Origin of the sequence: Sphaerisporangium sp. NPDC049003, assembly GCF_043197795.1 — a bacterium.
Taxonomy (GTDB): domain Bacteria; phylum Actinomycetota; class Actinomycetes; order Streptosporangiales; family Streptosporangiaceae; genus Sphaerisporangium.
In genome coordinates this window covers 32,553-47,382 of the sequence record NZ_JBICTU010000042.1, presented here as the reverse complement: position 1 = coordinate 47,382, position 14,830 = coordinate 32,553, and the positions used below count along the sequence as shown (strand labels likewise).

The 14,830-nt window shown below is 72.6% G+C and carries 14 protein-coding genes; 13 read left to right on the top strand and 1 reads right to left on the bottom strand.

The genetic code is table 11. The features are described from left to right. Positions 1 to 617: 617 nt before the first annotated feature. The gene (locus ACGFIV_RS32860; protein ID WP_392838843.1) at positions 618 to 1,652 is read right to left on the bottom strand and encodes a heme A synthase; all 1,035 of its coding nucleotides are present in this window, start codon (positions 1,650 to 1,652) and stop codon (positions 618 to 620) included. 160 nt (positions 1,653 to 1,812) lie between these two features. Between ACGFIV_RS32860 and ACGFIV_RS32855 the strand changes: the two genes are divergently transcribed. The 13 genes from ACGFIV_RS32855 (at position 1,813) to ACGFIV_RS32795 (ending at position 14,796) form a co-directional block, all read left to right on the top strand. Continuing rightward, positions 1,813 to 2,961, top strand: a complete 1,149-nt coding sequence (locus ACGFIV_RS32855; protein ID WP_358557227.1) for an FAD-binding oxidoreductase — start codon at positions 1,813 to 1,815, stop codon at positions 2,959 to 2,961. Continuing rightward, complete coding sequence (locus tag ACGFIV_RS32850; RefSeq protein WP_392838841.1) at positions 2,958 to 3,299, top strand: (2Fe-2S)-binding protein; 342 nt, start codon at positions 2,958 to 2,960, stop codon at positions 3,297 to 3,299. The genes ACGFIV_RS32855 and ACGFIV_RS32850 overlap by 4 nt, the downstream gene beginning before the upstream one ends. A 70-nt stretch (positions 3,300 to 3,369) precedes the next feature. Further along, complete coding sequence (locus ACGFIV_RS32845; RefSeq protein WP_392838839.1) at positions 3,370 to 4,749, top strand: FAD-dependent oxidoreductase; 1,380 nt, start codon at positions 3,370 to 3,372, stop codon at positions 4,747 to 4,749. Next, positions 4,746 to 5,639 carry a dihydrodipicolinate synthase family protein gene (locus ACGFIV_RS32840; RefSeq protein WP_392838837.1) on the top strand — a complete coding sequence of 298 codons (894 nt, stop codon included), beginning with the start codon at positions 4,746 to 4,748 and terminating at the stop codon, positions 5,637 to 5,639. The genes ACGFIV_RS32845 and ACGFIV_RS32840 overlap by 4 nt, the downstream gene beginning before the upstream one ends. A 7-nt stretch (positions 5,640 to 5,646) precedes the next feature. Then, the gene (locus ACGFIV_RS32835) at positions 5,647 to 6,648 is read left to right on the top strand and encodes a proline racemase family protein (RefSeq protein ID WP_358557244.1); all 1,002 of its coding nucleotides are present in this window, start codon (positions 5,647 to 5,649) and stop codon (positions 6,646 to 6,648) included. 71 nt (positions 6,649 to 6,719) lie between these two features. Then, positions 6,720 to 8,075, top strand: coding sequence for an aldehyde dehydrogenase family protein (locus ACGFIV_RS32830; protein WP_358557214.1), 1,356 nt, complete (start codon positions 6,720 to 6,722; stop codon positions 8,073 to 8,075). Positions 8,076 to 8,240: 165 nt separating this feature from the next. Continuing rightward, the gene (locus ACGFIV_RS32825) at positions 8,241 to 9,407 is read left to right on the top strand and encodes a branched-chain amino acid ABC transporter substrate-binding protein (RefSeq protein ID WP_358557212.1); all 1,167 of its coding nucleotides are present in this window, start codon (positions 8,241 to 8,243) and stop codon (positions 9,405 to 9,407) included. A 37-nt stretch (positions 9,408 to 9,444) separates the two neighbouring features. Then, entirely contained in the window at positions 9,445 to 10,338 is an 894-nt protein-coding gene (locus tag ACGFIV_RS32820) for a branched-chain amino acid ABC transporter permease (RefSeq protein ID WP_358557210.1), read from the top strand. Next, positions 10,335 to 11,294, top strand: a complete 960-nt coding sequence (locus ACGFIV_RS32815; RefSeq protein WP_358557208.1) for a branched-chain amino acid ABC transporter permease — start codon at positions 10,335 to 10,337, stop codon at positions 11,292 to 11,294. Before ACGFIV_RS32820 ends, ACGFIV_RS32815 begins: the two co-directional genes overlap by 4 nt. Continuing rightward, the gene (locus tag ACGFIV_RS32810; protein WP_358557206.1) at positions 11,291 to 12,109 is read left to right on the top strand and encodes an ABC transporter ATP-binding protein; all 819 of its coding nucleotides are present in this window, start codon (positions 11,291 to 11,293) and stop codon (positions 12,107 to 12,109) included. Before ACGFIV_RS32815 ends, ACGFIV_RS32810 begins: the two co-directional genes overlap by 4 nt. Further along, entirely contained in the window at positions 12,096 to 12,809 is a 714-nt protein-coding gene (locus ACGFIV_RS32805; protein ID WP_358557204.1) for an ABC transporter ATP-binding protein, read from the top strand. Before ACGFIV_RS32810 ends, ACGFIV_RS32805 begins: the two co-directional genes overlap by 14 nt. A 71-nt stretch (positions 12,810 to 12,880) precedes the next feature. Continuing rightward, positions 12,881 to 13,870: a proline racemase family protein gene (locus ACGFIV_RS32800; protein ID WP_392838832.1), complete on the top strand. Its 990-nt coding sequence runs from the start codon at positions 12,881 to 12,883 to the stop codon at positions 13,868 to 13,870. Continuing rightward, entirely contained in the window at positions 13,867 to 14,796 is a 930-nt protein-coding gene (locus ACGFIV_RS32795; RefSeq protein ID WP_358557200.1) for an ornithine cyclodeaminase family protein, read from the top strand. Before ACGFIV_RS32800 ends, ACGFIV_RS32795 begins: the two co-directional genes overlap by 4 nt. Positions 14,797 to 14,830 lie beyond the last annotated feature (34 nt).

Sequence of the window (14,830 nt, the reverse complement as noted above, 5' to 3'; positions counted from 1 at the left end):
AGGTTCTTCTTGGTCGATGAACCCTTTACCGGAGACCTCTCTGCTTGTCCGGGCGCGACACGCCGTCACTCAGCCGACTTCGAAACAGGGCCTAGCCGCCCGGCGACGGGAACGGGCGGGCCGGTCAGCGCCTCCACGGCGACCGGCCCGCCCGGGACGGGCACGCGCGTGGACGGCGGAACGGCGTACGGCGAGCGGCCGGCACGCGAAGGCCGGGGCATGGAGCGGCATACGGGACGAGGCCCGGTATCGGGCGATGTGCGAAAGCGGACCGGGCACGCCGAAGACTCGAACGCCGGCCGTGAGGCAGAGAGGCACTTCCCCCTCACGGCATGCGGCGTCCGAGCCGGACGAGATCACGCGGTTGCCGTGGCTCCGTTCGAGAGGCGTCACCTCCTCCTGGCCGATCACGGTCTTATGGGAGCGCTCCCATGCGCAAATCCGGACATTACCCCGGCGGCCGCGCGAACCGAAGCGCGTGCCTGATCGACAAGGGGCGGACGCAGGGAGAGCGCAGCTCACAGGCCCCCGGCCCGGCACGGCGGATGAAACTTTCGCCACCCCGCCGCGCGGCGAGCACCCGGCCGAGGCGGTTCTCCCGGGCGCAACGGGAGGACCTAGACGCCGACCGCGTCCAGCTCGTTGTGGCCGGGCGCGAGCGTGTCACCCGGGCCGCGCGAGCGCATGAGGAAGACCACCCGAAGGGTCGCGATCCACACGAGAGCGGCCCCGAGCACGTGCGCCCCGACGAGGATCGCGGGCACGGCGAGGAAGTACTGCACGTAGCCGATGACGCCCTGGGCCAGCTCGACGCCCAGCAGGACCAGCGCGCCACGCCGGGCACGGCCGGGGGAGTCGGTGACGTGCAGGGCGAACAGCAGCGCGAACGTCAGCCCGAGAACGATCCAGACGGCGTCCGCGTGGATCTGGACCACGGTCTGGATGTCGAAGTCGAACCGCGAGGCCGCCTCGTCACCCGAGTGCGGCCCGGTTCCCGTGACCACCACACCCGCGACCACCAGCACGAACACGGCGGCCACCAGGACGAAGCCCAGCGTGCGGATGTCGCGGTGGACCAGCCTCCTGGGCGGGGCGTCGCCCTCGCCCGAGCGGGCGTAGAGCGCGAGCGCCGCGAGGATCATGCCGATGGAGACCAGGAAGTGGACGCTGACCGTGACCGGGTTCAGCAGGCTCCGCACGACCAGGCCGCCCCACAGCCCCTGGACGGCGACGCCGATCGGCTGGATCCAGGCCAGGCGCACCAGGCTGGAGCGGCGGGGCGTGACGCGGAGCACGGCGACCACGCAGGCGACGGCGACGGCGAGCACCAGGAAGGTCAGCAGCCGGTTGCCGAACTCGATCGCCATGTTCACCGGCGCGTGCGCGTCGTGGGCGGCGGGCACGAAGCTGCCGGGGGTGCACTGGGGCCAGGTCGGGCAGCCGAGCCCCGAGCCCGTGAGCCGTACGGCCGCGCCGGTCACGGTGATGCCCGCGTTGACGACCACACTGGCCAGCGCCCACCGCCTGACGGTGAACGGGGTCGGGGACCACGCGGAGTGGAAGAGGTCGAGCGCGCGGCTCCTGAGCTGGTCGAGGAAGGCGCGCGGCCGCGTTTCCCCTGCGCGGCTCCGGGGCTGGTCTGCTGCGGTCACGGCACACATCGTAGGCGGCCGTACCGTCGCCCCGGTCCGTAGCCCTCCGCTCCGGTGCGGTTGTGACACCGGAGGCGGGTATGGCACCGGAATGGCGGAAACCGGGATTGATTGCCGCTTTGAATATGTGACATATTACTGACTGGCCGAGGGGACGCGCGTGGGGGTGAGAATGGCCGACGTCGTGGTGGTCGGGGCGGGCGTCGTCGGGGCGGCGTGCGCGTACTACGCCGCCAAGGCGGGCCTGACCGTCACCGTGGTCGACCGCGGAGGGGTCGCGGCGGGCACGACCGGAGCGGGCGAGGGCAACATCCTGGTCTCCGACAAGGAGCCCGGTCCCGAGCTGAAGCTGGCCCTGCTGTCCAACACCCTCTGGCGCGAGCTGGCGGCCCTCGGCGGCTTCGAGTTCGAGGCGAAGGGCGGCCTGGTCGTCGCCGAGACCGCCGAGGTGCTGGAAGCCCTCACCGCGCTCGCCGGGGAACAGGCCGGCCGGGGAGTCGAGCACCTGCCCGTGGCCCCCGGCGAGCTGCCGGGGTACGAGCCCCACCTCACGCGCGACCTTGCCGGCGCGGTCTTCTACCCGCAGGACGCCCAGGTGCAGCCGATGCTCGCCGCCGCCAGGCTCCTCCAGCACGCTCCCGGGGTCGTCCTGCGCACGGGGGTGACGGTCACCGGCTTCCTACGCGACGGCGACCGGGTGACCGGCGTCCGTACAAGTGACGGGGACATCCCGGCGGGGGCCGTGGTGAACGCCGCGGGCACCTGGAGCGGCGAACTGGCCGCGCTCGCCGGCCTCGGCCTGCCGATCCTGCCGCGCCGGGGCTTCATCCTGGTCACCGAGCCCATCTCCGGACGATTCGGCGTGCCGCTCGTCAGGCACAAGGTCTACACCGCCGCCTACGTCACCGACGTGGCGAGCGACTCCGCCGGCCTCTCGACCAGCGCGGTGATCGAGGGAACGCCCTCCGGCACGGTGCTCATCGGCGCGAGCCGCGAGCGGGTGGGCTTCGACCGCACGATGTCGATCCCGGTGATCGAGGCGCTGGCCCGCCAGGCCGTCGCGCTCTTCCCCGTGCTGGCCGACCGCCGGGTGATCAGGGCCTACTGCGGGTTCCGGCCCTACTGCCCCGACCACCTTCCCGTGATCGGCGCGGACCCCCGCGCGCCCGGCCTGTACCACGCTTGCGGGCACGAGGGGGCGGGCATCGGCCTCGCCCCGGCCACCGGCCACCTGATCGCCGGGCTGCTCGCGGGCGCGACCCCCGAGCTGGACCTGAGCCCCTTCCGCCCGGAAAGGTTCGCCGCGTGAATCCCTCGCCAGAGCGACCTCCCGCCACCACCCCGTCCGCCAAACCCCAGGAGAGGCCCCCGCACGCCGGTCACCTCGTGGGGGCGCGGCCCGAGCCGGGCTTCGAGATCAACGTGGACGGCCGTCCCGTCACGGCGGTGCCGGGCCAGACGATCGGCGCCGTCCTTTACGCCGGCGGCATCAGATCGTGGCGTACGACCCGGATGGGCGGGCGGCCCCGTGGCCTGTTCTGCGGCATCGGCGTGTGCTTCGACTGCCTGGTCACCGTCAACGGCGAGGCGTCCCTGCGCGCCTGCCAGACCGAGGCGCGCCCCGGAGACGAGGTCACGACCGGATGAGCGACGACATGAGCGCGCACCCGACGGCGGACAGGATCGGCGTCCCGCCGGGCACGGAAGTGAGGCCGCGATGAAGGATCTCGCCGTCGTCGGGGCCGGGCCCGCCGGGATGGCGGCGGCCGTCGCCGCCTCACGGGCCGGGCTGAGCGTCGTGCTGATCGACTCGGGAGCGCGGCTCGGCGGCCAGTACTACCGGCACCCGCCCGAGGGGTTCCGCGCCCGCAGGCCGGGGGCGCTGCACCACGGGTTCGCGCGGTTCACCCGGCTCGCGGACGCCCTCGGGGAGCACGACGGCGTGGAGCTCCGGCTCCTGCACCGCGTCTGGGCCGTCGTCGCGGAACGGGAAGGGGACGGCAGAGTGGCCGTGCACTGCCTGGCAGGGGCCAGGGACGAGCGGCGCGAGACCGTCCTCGCCCGGCGCCTGGTCATCGCGACCGGCGCGCACGACCGGCCGCTCCCGTTCCCCGGCTGGGACCTTCCCGGAGTGTTCACGGCCGGGGGCGCGCAGGCGCTGCTCAAGGGCGACCTCGTGGTGGCCGGGCGCAGGGTCGTCGTCGCGGGCACCGGGCCCTTCCTGCTTCCCGTCGCGGCCGGGCTGGCCGGCGCGGGCGCGCACGTCGCCGGGGTCTTCGAGGCCAACGGGAGATTCGGCCTCGCGCCCGCCCTGATCACCCACCTGGGCAAGCTGGCGGAGGGCGCCGGGTACGGCCTCCGCCTGGCCAGGCACCGGGTCCCGTACCTGGGCGGCCACGCCGTGGTCGCCGCGCACGGGCGGGACGAGCTGACGCACGTCACCGTGGCCGAGCTCGACCGCGACTGGGTCCCCGGGAGGCTCCGGACGATCGCGTGCGACGCGCTGGCCGTCGGGTACGGCTTCGTCCCGCAGATCGAGCTCGCCACGCAGCTCGGCTGCGCCACCGGGACGGATCGGGACGGCGGCCCGGTCGTCACCGTGGACGAGGGGATGCGCACCACCGTGCCCGGCGTCTACGCGGCGGGTGAGCCGACCGGTGTCGGCGGAGCCGGGCTGGCGGAGGCCGAGGGCTGGATCGCCGGACGTACGGCCGCCGCCGACCTCGGCCGCCCGGTGCCCCCGGCGCCCGGCCTGGCGAGGAAACGGGCCAGGCTCGCCGCGTTCGGCAGGGCCCTCCAGAGCGCCTACCCCGTACGGGACGGCTGGAAGGGCTGGCTGCGCGACGACACGCTGATCTGCCGCTGCGAGGAGGTTCCTTACGCGCGGATCAAGGAGGCGCGGGAACTCGGCGCCGTGGACGCCCGCTCGATGAAACTGCTGGCCCGCCCGGGGATGGGCTGGTGCCAGGGCCGCGTATGCGGCTACGCCGTGGCGTGCCTGGCGGGCGAGGCCCCGGCGCCGCCACGCCGGCCGATCGCGCAGCCCGTACGACTCGGCGATCTAGCAGGAGACCCAGGAGGAGAGGACCCCCGATGACAACTCGTGAGAAGCCCTGGCATGGAGTGATGGTGGCGACGGCGCTGCCGTTGCGCGAGGACCTGAGCGTCGACGAGGAGGGATACGCCGCGCACTGCCGCTGGCTGGTCGAGCAGGGATGCGACGGCGTGGTGCCCAACGGCTCGCTCGGCGAGTACCAGACGCTCACCCCGCAGGAGCGCGCCCGCGTCGTGGAGACGGCCGTCGCGGCGGTCGGCGGGGACCGCGTGATGCCGGGCGTGGCGGCGTACGGCGCGGCCGAGTCCCGCCGCTGGGCCGAGCAGGCGCGGGACGCGGGCTGCCAGGTCGTGATGCTGCTCCCGCCGAACGCCTACCGCGCCGACGAGCGCGCCGTGCTCGCGCACTACCGCGAGGTCGCCAAGGTGGGGCTGCCCATCGTGGCGTACAACAACCCGTACGACACCAAGGTCGACCTCGTCCCCTCGCTGCTGGCGAAGCTACACGGCGAGGGGCTGATCGCCGGGGTCAAGGAGTTCACGGGGGACGTGCGGCGGGCGTACGAGATCGCGGAGCTGGCGCCCGGCCTGGACGTGCTGATCGGCTCGGACGACGTGGCGCTTGAGCTGGCCGTCGCCGGAGCGGTGGGCTGGGTCTCCGGGTTCACGAACGCGCTTCCCGCCTCGTGCGTGGCCCTGTTCCGCGCGGCAGTGGAGGGGGACGTGGCCGGCGCGCTGCCGCTGTACCGTACGCTGCACCCGCTGCTGCGCTGGGACGCCAAGATCGAGTTCGTGCAGGCCATCAAACTGTCGATGGACCTCGCCGGCCGGTACGGCGGCCCGTGCCGGCACCCGCGCGTGCCGCTGACCCCCGAGCACGAGGCCTCGGTCCGCGCGGCCACCGAGAAGGCGCTGGCCGAAGGATTGCGGTGAGGTGACGGTGAGGACCAAGAAGATCTTCCACGTGGTCGACTCGCACACCGAGGGGATGCCCACGCGGGTCGTCACCGGCGGAGTCGGCGTCATCCCCGGCGCGAGCATGGCCGAGCGCAGGGAGTACTTCCTGGCCAACCTCGACCACATCCGCAAGCTGCTGATGTTCGAGCCGCACGGTCACTCGGCGATGAGCGGCGCGATCCTGCAGCCCCCGGCCCGCCCGGACGCCGACTTCGGCGTGCTCTACATCGAGGTGTCGGGCTGCCTGCCGATGTGCGGCCACGGCACCATCGGGGTGGCGACGGTCCTGGTGGAGACCGGCATGGTCGAGGTCGTCGAGCCCGTCACGACAGTACGGCTCGACACGCCCGCCGGCCTGGTGGTCGCCTCGGTGCGGGTGGAGGACGGCGCGGCCAGGTCGGTGACGATCCAGAACGTGCCCTCCTTCAGCGCCGGGCTCGACCGCACGGTCAAGGTGCCGGGCCTCGGCGAGGTGACCTACGACCTGGCGTACGGCGGCAACTTCTACGCCATCCTGCCGATCGAGTCGGTCGGGCTGGCGTTCGACCGCTCGCAGGGCCAGCGGATCCTCGACGCGGGCCTCGCGATCTCGGCGGCGATCAACGAGGCGGACGAGCCTGTCCACCCGCTCGACCCGGGGATCCGGGGCTGCCACCACGTCCAGTTCGTCGCCCCCGGTTCGGACGCCCGGCTGTCGCGGCACGCCATGGCCATCCACCCCGGATGGTTCGACCGCTCGCCCTGCGGCACCGGGACCAGCGCCCGCATGGCGCAGCTCCACGCGAGGGGCGAGCTGGAGCTGGGGGAGGACTTCGTCAACGAGTCGTTCATCGGCACCCGGTTCACCGGGCGGCTGGTCGAGCGGGCGGAGGTCGCCGGACGGGCGGCGGTGATCCCGACGATCACGGGCAGGGCCTGGGTGACGGGCACGGCGCAGCACTTCCTCGACCCCACCGACCCTTTCCCCGAGGGGTTTCTCCTGTGATCCACTAAATCCATGACATGGACTATGGTTCCATGTAGCGGGATATCTGACTGTTCGAGAGGGATTCAGCGATGAGCGTTGTCGAGAGCCGGTCTCCCCAGAACCCGGCCGACGTGGTCGCGAGCGTCACGGCCGCCGGGGCGGAGGGCGTCGCGGACGCGGTGCGCCGGGCGCGGGCCGCCCAGGGGCGGTGGGCCGGGGCGAACGCCGCGCGGCGCGCGACCGCGCTGGCCGAGGCCGCCGAGGCGGTGGCCGCCTCGGCCGGCGAACTGGGCGCGCTCATCGTCCGCGAGGTCGGCAAGCCGGTCACCGAGGCGACCGGCGAGGTGGCGCGGTCGGTCGCGATCCTGCGCTACTACTCCCAGCAGGTCTTCGACCCGATCGGCGCCATGCACGAGCCCTCGGGCGCCGGGCTCGCCTACACCCGAAGGCGCCCGCGCGGCGTGGCCGGGCTCATCACCCCGTGGAACTTCCCGCTGGCCATCCCCCTGTGGAAGGCCGCGCCCGCCCTCGCCTTCGGCAACGCCGTCGTGCTCAAGCCCGCCCCGCAGGCGCTCGCCTGCGCGCTGCGCCTGGCCGAACTGCTGGGCCTGCCCGAGGATCTGTTCCAGGTCGTCCCCGGCGACGCCGAGGAGGGCGCGGCGCTGATCGAGGCGGCCGACGTGGTCTCCTTCACCGGGTCGGCCGCCGTCGGCCGCAAGGTCGCCGTGGCCGCGGCGGGCAGGGGCGTGCAGGTCCAGGCGGAGATGGGCGGGCAGAACGCCGGCATCGTGCTGGACGACGCCAACCTTCCGGCCGCGGCCGCGCAGATCGCCGCCGCCGCGTTCGGGTACGCCGGGCAGAAGTGCACCGCGACCAAGCGCGTCATCACCGTGGGCAACGCCGGCGAGGTCCGCGAGGCGCTGGTCGCCGCCGTCGCCAAGCTCGGCGTGGGAGACCCGGCCGACCCCGGTACGGCCGTGGGGCCCCTGATCGACCAGGCCGCCCGCGACCGCGTGGTGTCGGCGGCGGCCGGGGGACGGGTGCTCACCGGCGGTGAGGCGCTCGACCGGGACGGGTGGTACGCCGCCCCGACCCTGGTGGACGGCGTCCCGGCCGGCCACGTGCTGGCCTGCGACGAGGTCTTCGGGCCCATCTGCCTGGTGCAGGACGCGGGCTCGGTGGACGAGGCGGTCGCCCTGGCCAACGGCGTGCGCTACGGCCTGGCCTCCGCCGTCTACACGCGCGACCTCGACCGGGCGCTCGACGTCTCGGCGCGGCTGGACACCGGCCTGGTCAAGGTCAACAGCCCGACGAGCGGCGTGGACTTCTACCTGCCGTTCGGCGGCGAGAAGGACTCCAGCCACGGCCCGCGCGAGCAGGGCAAGGCCGCCCAGGAGTTCTACACCTCCACCCACACCGTCGCCCTCGGCCCGGCCGGCGACTAGCCCGGGGGCGTCCCCCGTGCCCGTTCTCACCGCGCGGCACGGGGTTCCCGTCAGAGCCGTACCGGCCTCCTAACGGTCTGATCTCGGACCTTGACGCTGACTATCAGTTTGTGTGCAATGTCACACACCATGCTGAGACGACGCTGTTTCGCGAGGAGATGCACGATGGGCAAAGCGCGTGTAGCCGTGATCTGGTCGCTGGCGACGGCCGTGGGCATGCTGACGGCGGGCTGCGGCCAGGGGCTCCTGGGAGGCGGCTCGGACACCGCCGGGGACGAGGGCCCCATCGCCCTCGGGATGCTGATCCCGCAGTCCGGCAGCGAGGCGGCCATCGGCCCGTACATGCGAAACGCCGCGCAGCTCGCGGTGGACGAGATCAACGGCAAGGGGGGCGTGCTCGGCCGCAAGCTGGAGCTCAAGGTCGCCGACGACGCCTGCGACGCCCAGACGGCCGTCTCCGGCGCCAACAAGCTCGTCACCGAGGGCGTGAAGATCTCGGTGGGCGGCTACTGCTCGGGCGCGACGCTCCCCACCCTGCCCGTCTTCGGCAAGGCGAACATCCCGATGATCATCCCTGCCGCCAACTCGCAGGAACTGGTCGATCAGCACCTCAAGCACGTCTTCCTGATCAACGGCACCGGCACGCAGCAGGCCGCCGCCGCCATGGCGTGGATCACCAAGCAGGGGGCCCAGCGGGTCGCGCTGGTGCACGACAACACCAGTTACTCCAAGGACATCGCCGTCCGCACGCAGGCGCTCCTCGACCAGGCCGGCGGCCCGGAGACCGCGATCCTGGAGGCGGTGACGCCCAAGGAGAGCGACTACAGCGCGAACGTCAACAACATCCTCGCCAAGAAGCCCGACTTCGTCTACTGGACCGGCTACTTCCAGGAGGGCGGCCTGATCACCCGGCAGCTCCGCCAGGCCGGCTACAAGGGCGGCATCATGGTCGGCGACGGCTCGGTGTCGGAGAAGCTCGCGCAGATCGCCGGCCCCGAGGCGGGCGAGGGCGTGTACGCCACGATGACCCAGACCCCCGAGACCCTCCAGGGCGCGGAGACCTGGATCGCCGACTACACCAAGAAGTTCGGCGCGGGCCCCGGCCCGTACTCCAACCAGGCGTACGACGCCGTGCGGCTGGCCGCCGAGGCCGTCAAGCGGGCCGGGTCGACCGACGGCGCGAAGGTCATCACCGCGCTGGAGGGGATCGACGGGTTCCAGATGTTCTCCGGCCCGCTCAAGTTCACCCCCGACCACACCCTGGCGACCGGCGGCTTCCAGATCCTGGTGGTCAAGTCCGGGAAGTTCGCCCTCCAGGACGCGCTCAAGTGACCACGCGCGCCTGCCTCCCGGGGCCCCGAGGAACGACATGTCGCAGCTGATCTGGAACGGGCTGTTCGTCGGCTCGTTCTATGCTCTGGTGGCGCTGGGGTACAGCATGGTCTACGGGATCATGAAGCTGCTCAATTTCGCCCACGGCGACATCTACATGCTCGGCGCCTTCACCGGGTTCGCGATCCTCGGCGCGGTGGGAGGCGTGTCGCCGGGCATGGCGCTGCCGACACTGCTCGGCGTGCTCGTCGTCACGATGGCCGTCACCGGACTGTCGGGCGTCGTGCTCGAACGCGTCGCCTACCGCCCGCTGCGCGGCGCCCCCCGGCTCTCGCTGCTCATCACCGCCGTCGGCGCCTCGTTCGCGCTGGAGTACGGAATGCGCGCCGCCGCCGGGGCCGACCCGCAGGTCTACCCTCTGCGGCTCGGCGGCACCTCCGTCGAGGTGCTGGGCGCGCGGATCACCCTCCAGCAGATCGCGCTCATCATCGTGGCCGTCGCCCTCATGGGCGGGCTGAACGTGCTGGTCACCCGGACCCGCGAGGGCCGGGCCATGCGGGCCATCGCCCTCGACCCGCGTACGAGCGCGCTCATGGGCGTCAACGTGAACGCGGTCATCTCACGGACGTTCTTCCTCGGTTCCGCCCTCGCGGGCGCGGCCGGCGTGATGGCCGGGGCCTACTACGGGAAGATCGACTTCCTGATGGGCTTCCTCATCGGGCTCAAGGCGTTCACCTCGGCGGTCATCGGCGGCATCGGCAACATCCCCGGCACCATGCTGGGCGGCCTGCTGCTCGGGCTGCTGGAATCCTTCGGCACGTACTGGCTCGGCGGCGAGTGGCGCGACGTGTTCGCGTTCGGCGTGCTCATCCTGTTCCTGTCCGTACGGCCGACCGGCCTGCTCGGCGAGCGTGTCACGGAGCGCGTGTGACGGCCCGGAGCCGGACCCGGGCCGGCGCGCTTGGCCGCGCGACCTCGCGGCTCCTCGACAGCAGGTGGGCGGGGCTCGCCGGGCTGGCCGTCGCCGTGCTCGCCCCGTTCGTGATCGCCACGCCGTACGCCCTGTCGGTCATGACCAGCGCGGCCATCTTCGTCATGCTCGCCTCGGGGCTGAACATCGTGGTGGGCTTCTGCGGGCTGCTCGACCTCGGGTACGTCGCCTTCTTCGCCGTCGGCGCGTACACCAGCGGCGTGCTGAGCACCCGGTTCGACCTCCCGCTACTGGCGACCGTGCCCGCCGTCATCGTGGCCACCGTCGTCGCGGGCGTCGTGATCGGCGCCCCCACACTGCGGCTGCGCAGCGACTACCTGGCCATCGTCACGCTGGGCTTCGGCGAGATCATCCGCATCACGGCCAACAACCTGGACGTCACCGGCGGGCCCTCGGGGATCTACGGCATCCCCGGCCTGACCGGCAGCCCGGTCGTCTTCTACTACCTGACCGTGGTGATCGTGTCGATCGCCGTGATCGGGGCCTCCCGGCTCGGCAGGTCCCGGCTCGGGAGGGCATGGCGGTTCGTCCGCGAGGACGAGGACGCCGCCGAGGCCATGGGCGTGCACACCTACAAGGTCAAGCTCGCGGCCTACATCGCGGGCGCGGTCTGGGGCGGGCTGGCCGGAGTGCTCTTCGCCGGGCAGCTCTCGGCGATCTCCCCGGGCAGCTTCACGTTCCTGCAGTCGGCTCTCGTGCTCATGGCCGTGGTGCTGGGCGGCATGGGGTCGACCCCGGGCGTCGTCGTCGGAGCCGTCGTGATCAGCCTGCTCCCCGAGCTGCTGCGCGACTTCGCGGACTACCGGTTCTTCGCCTTCGGCGTGCTGCTGATCGTCGTCATGCTGCTCCGCCCGCAGGGCCTGTGGCCCCACCGCTCCCGGGAGGCCGCCCCATGACTCTGCTGTCGGTCGAGGATCTGAGGCTGTCCTTCGGCGGCCTGCTGGCCATCGACGGTCTGTCCTTCACGGTCGGCGAGGCCGAGATCGTCTCGGTGATCGGGCCGAACGGCGCGGGCAAGACGTCCGCGTTCAACTGCGTGACCGGCTTCTACCGTCCCACCGCCGGGCGCGTCGTCCTGTCGGGCAGACAGATCACCGGCATGCGGCCGTCCAGGATCGCGGGGCTCGGCGTGGCGCGGACGTTCCAGAACCTGCGGCTGTTCGGTGAGATGTCCGTGCTCGACAACGTGCGCGCGGGAGCCCACCTGTGGCTCAGGCAGAACTTCGTCGACGCGCTGCTGCACACCCCGCGCTATCGCCGTACCGAGCGCGAGTGCACCGAGCAGGCCCACCACTGGCTCGACTTCGTCGGCCTGCGCGGCGACCGGTACGGCGAGGCGCGCGCCCTGCCGTACGGCGAGCAGCGCCGGGTGGAGATCGCCCGCGCCCTGGCCCGCAGGCCGCGACTGCTGCTGCTCGACGAGCCGGCGGCCGGGCTCAACCACGGCGAGAAGACCGAGATGCTCGGCCTCGTCCGCCGGATCCGCGAGCTGGGCGTCGCGACCGTACTGATCGAGCACGACATGGGCCTGGTCATGGAGGTGTCCGAGCGTGTGATCGTGCTCAACTTCGGCCGCGAGATCGCCGACGGCCGCCCCGAAGACGTCCGCCGCGACCCCGCCGTCATCGAGGCCTACCTTGGCAAGGACGACGAGCACACCGACACGGACACGGGGACCGAGGCGGGGGGAGGCCACGATGGCGGCGCTTGAGGTCGAGGTGCTCGACGTCCACTACGGCGGGGTGCACGCCCTGCGAGGGATGTCGCTCACCGTCCGGGAAGGCGAGATCGTCGCGCTGCTCGGCAACAACGGAGCCGGGAAGACCACCACGCTCTCCGCCGTGTCCGGCCTCGTCCGCCCGACCTCCGGCAAGATCGTCTTCGACGGCGCGGACGTCACCCGGGCCCGGCCCGAGGCCATCGTCCGCGCCGGGCTGGTGCACGTCCCCGAGGGGCGCCGGGTCTTCAGCACGCTGACGGTGCACGAGAACCTCCAGATCGGCGGATACCTGGTCCGCGACAAGGCCGAGATCCGCAAGCGCGTCGACCGGGTGTACTCTCTGCTGCCGCGCCTGGCCGAGCGGCGGGCGCAGCAGGGCGGCACGCTGTCCGGCGGGGAGCAGCAGATGCTCGCCATCGGCCGGGCCCTGGTCTCCGGGCCACGACTGCTGCTCCTGGACGAGCCGTCGATGGGCCTCGCACCGCTGGTGGTCGCCTCCGTCATGGAGCTGGTCCGCGAGGTGAACGCCGAGGGCGTCTCGGTCCTGCTCGTCGAGCAGAACGCCAAGGCGGCACTCAAGATCGCCCACCGGGGGTACGTGATCGAGAGCGGCGAGTGCGTCCTCGGCGGCTCGGCGTCCGAACTGCGCGGCGACTCCCGCGTCGTCGAGGCCTATCTGGGCGGCGTCTGATGGATGGCAAGACCTGGACCGGCACGACGCGGCGAACCGGTATGGCACCACGGAGTGGCGGGGGCTTGGGCATGGGCGGGGAGATCGAGGTCCGGACGATCGACTACCACACCGGTGGCGAGCCATTTCGTATCGTCACGGCCGGAGTTCCGGAGATTCCCGGCGCCACGGTGCTGGAACGCCGGACGAACGCCTCCGCGCCCGAGATCGACCGCGTGCGGAGGCTGCTCTGCCACGAGCCGCGCGGCCACGCCGACATGTACGGATGCTTCCTCGTACCCCCGGACGACGCGGGCGCGCACCTGGGGGTGCTGTTCTGGCACAAGGACGGCTACTCCACGGCCTGCGGGCACGGCACGATAGCGCTGGGCGTCCACGCGGTGGAGTCCGGCCTGGTCCAGGCCGATCCCGACGGGGACACCGACGTGGTCGTGGACGTGCCCTCCGGGCGTGTCACGGCCCGCGTCCACAGCTCCGGCGGCGTCATCGAGTCGGTGACCTTCCGCAACGCCCCCTCCCACGTCACCGCCCGGAACGTCCAGATATCCGTCCCCACCGCCAGTAGCGAAGTCACGGTCGACATCGCCTACGGCGGGGCGATGTACGCGTCCGTTCCGGCAGGCGCCTTCGGGCTGAGCGTGGAGCCGCGTCACCTGACCGGCCTCATCGCCCTCGGCCGCGCGATCAAGGCGTCGCTCAAGGACCACCCGGCCGCCAGGCATCCTGCCGATGACCGCCTCTCCGGGATCTACGGAGTGATCTTCTACGACGAGATCGGCCCCGGCCGCCAGCGCAACGTCACCGTGTTCGCGGACGGCGAGGTGGACCGATCCCCGTGCGGCTCGGGGACGGCCGCCCGGCTCGCCCTGCTCCACGCCGACGGGTTCACCGGCGAGCTGGTCCACGAGAGCATCACCGGCACCACGTTCACCGGACGGGTCGTCGAGGCGCGCGGTGACACGGTGATCCCGGAGATCACCGGCATGGCGTACCGCACCGGCGTGCACCGGTTCGTCCTCGACCCCCGCGATCCCGTGGGCCCGGGGTTCACGCTCCGATGAGCGCGCTGCCGTACATCGACGGGGACACCCTGAGGCGCCTGGTGCCGATGGAGCATGCCGTGAGGGCGCTGTCCGAGGCGCTCCTCGGCGGCCTCGACCCGGAGGAGTGCCCGCGCCGCCCGGTCGTGGACCTGCCCGCCGGGCAGCTCCTCCTCATGCCCGCCTCGTACGGCCGCCACGCGGGGATCAAGGTGGCGAGCGTCGCCCCGGCGAACCCCGGCAGGGGGCTTCCCCGGATCCAGGGCACCTACCTGCTGTTCGACGGCCCGTCCCTGACGCCCCTGGCCTCCATGGACGGCATCGCGCTCACCTCGCTGCGCACCCCGGCCGTCTCGGCGCTCGCCGCACGGCACCTGGCCCGGCCGGACGCCCGTACGCTCACCGTCTTCGGCACCGGCCCGCAGGCATGGGGCCACGTCGAGGCCCTGCGCGCGGTACGGCCCATCGAGCACGTCACCGTCGTCGCCCGGAACCTGGACGGGGCGCGCGACCTGGCCGCCCACTGTTCCACCCTCGGCCTGACGGCGACGGTGGGCACGGCCGAGGGCGTGGCCGGCGCGGATGTGATCGTTTGCTGCACCAGTGCCCGCGAGCCGCTGTTCCCCGGCGCGCTGGTGGCCGACGGCGCACTCGTCGTCGCGGTCGGCTCCCATGAGCCGGACGCCCGCGAGCTCGACGGCGACCTGATGGCCCGTGCCACCGTCGTGGTCGAGTCCCGTACGTCCGCGCTCGCGGAGGCCGGCGACGTGATCATGGCGATCCGGTCGGGACTGATCGGCGAGGGCCACCTGGCGGGCGGCCTCGCGGAGCTGGTGAACGGGGCCGTCGAGCCGGGCTCCGGGCCTCGCGTGTTCAAGAGTGTGGGGATGGCCTGGGAGGATTTGGTCGTGGCGGCCGCCGCCCATGACGCGTGGGCGGGCCGATGAGCCCAGGAGGGGATGCCGGCATGGCGAGCGGGTC

Bases quoted from the DNA above. Each gene is read 5' to 3' on its own strand.
- ACGFIV_RS32800 (WP_392838832.1), top strand. From the start codon at position 12,881: ATGGGCGGGGAGATCGAGGTCCGGACGATCGACTACCACACCGGTGGC.
- ACGFIV_RS32795 (WP_358557200.1), top strand. From the start codon at position 13,867: ATGAGCGCGCTGCCGTACATCGACGGGGACACCCTGAGGCGCCTGGTG.
- ACGFIV_RS32830 (WP_358557214.1), top strand. From the start codon at position 6,720: ATGAGCGTTGTCGAGAGCCGGTCTCCCCAGAACCCGGCCGACGTGGTC.
- ACGFIV_RS32845 (WP_392838839.1), top strand. From the start codon at position 3,370: ATGAAGGATCTCGCCGTCGTCGGGGCCGGGCCCGCCGGGATGGCGGCG.
- ACGFIV_RS32810 (WP_358557206.1), top strand. From the start codon at position 11,291: ATGACTCTGCTGTCGGTCGAGGATCTGAGGCTGTCCTTCGGCGGCCTG.
- ACGFIV_RS32840 (WP_392838837.1), top strand. From the start codon at position 4,746: ATGACAACTCGTGAGAAGCCCTGGCATGGAGTGATGGTGGCGACGGCG.
- ACGFIV_RS32825 (WP_358557212.1), top strand. From the start codon at position 8,241: ATGGGCAAAGCGCGTGTAGCCGTGATCTGGTCGCTGGCGACGGCCGTG.
- ACGFIV_RS32820 (WP_358557210.1), top strand. From the start codon at position 9,445: ATGTCGCAGCTGATCTGGAACGGGCTGTTCGTCGGCTCGTTCTATGCT.
- ACGFIV_RS32805 (WP_358557204.1), top strand. From the start codon at position 12,096: ATGGCGGCGCTTGAGGTCGAGGTGCTCGACGTCCACTACGGCGGGGTG.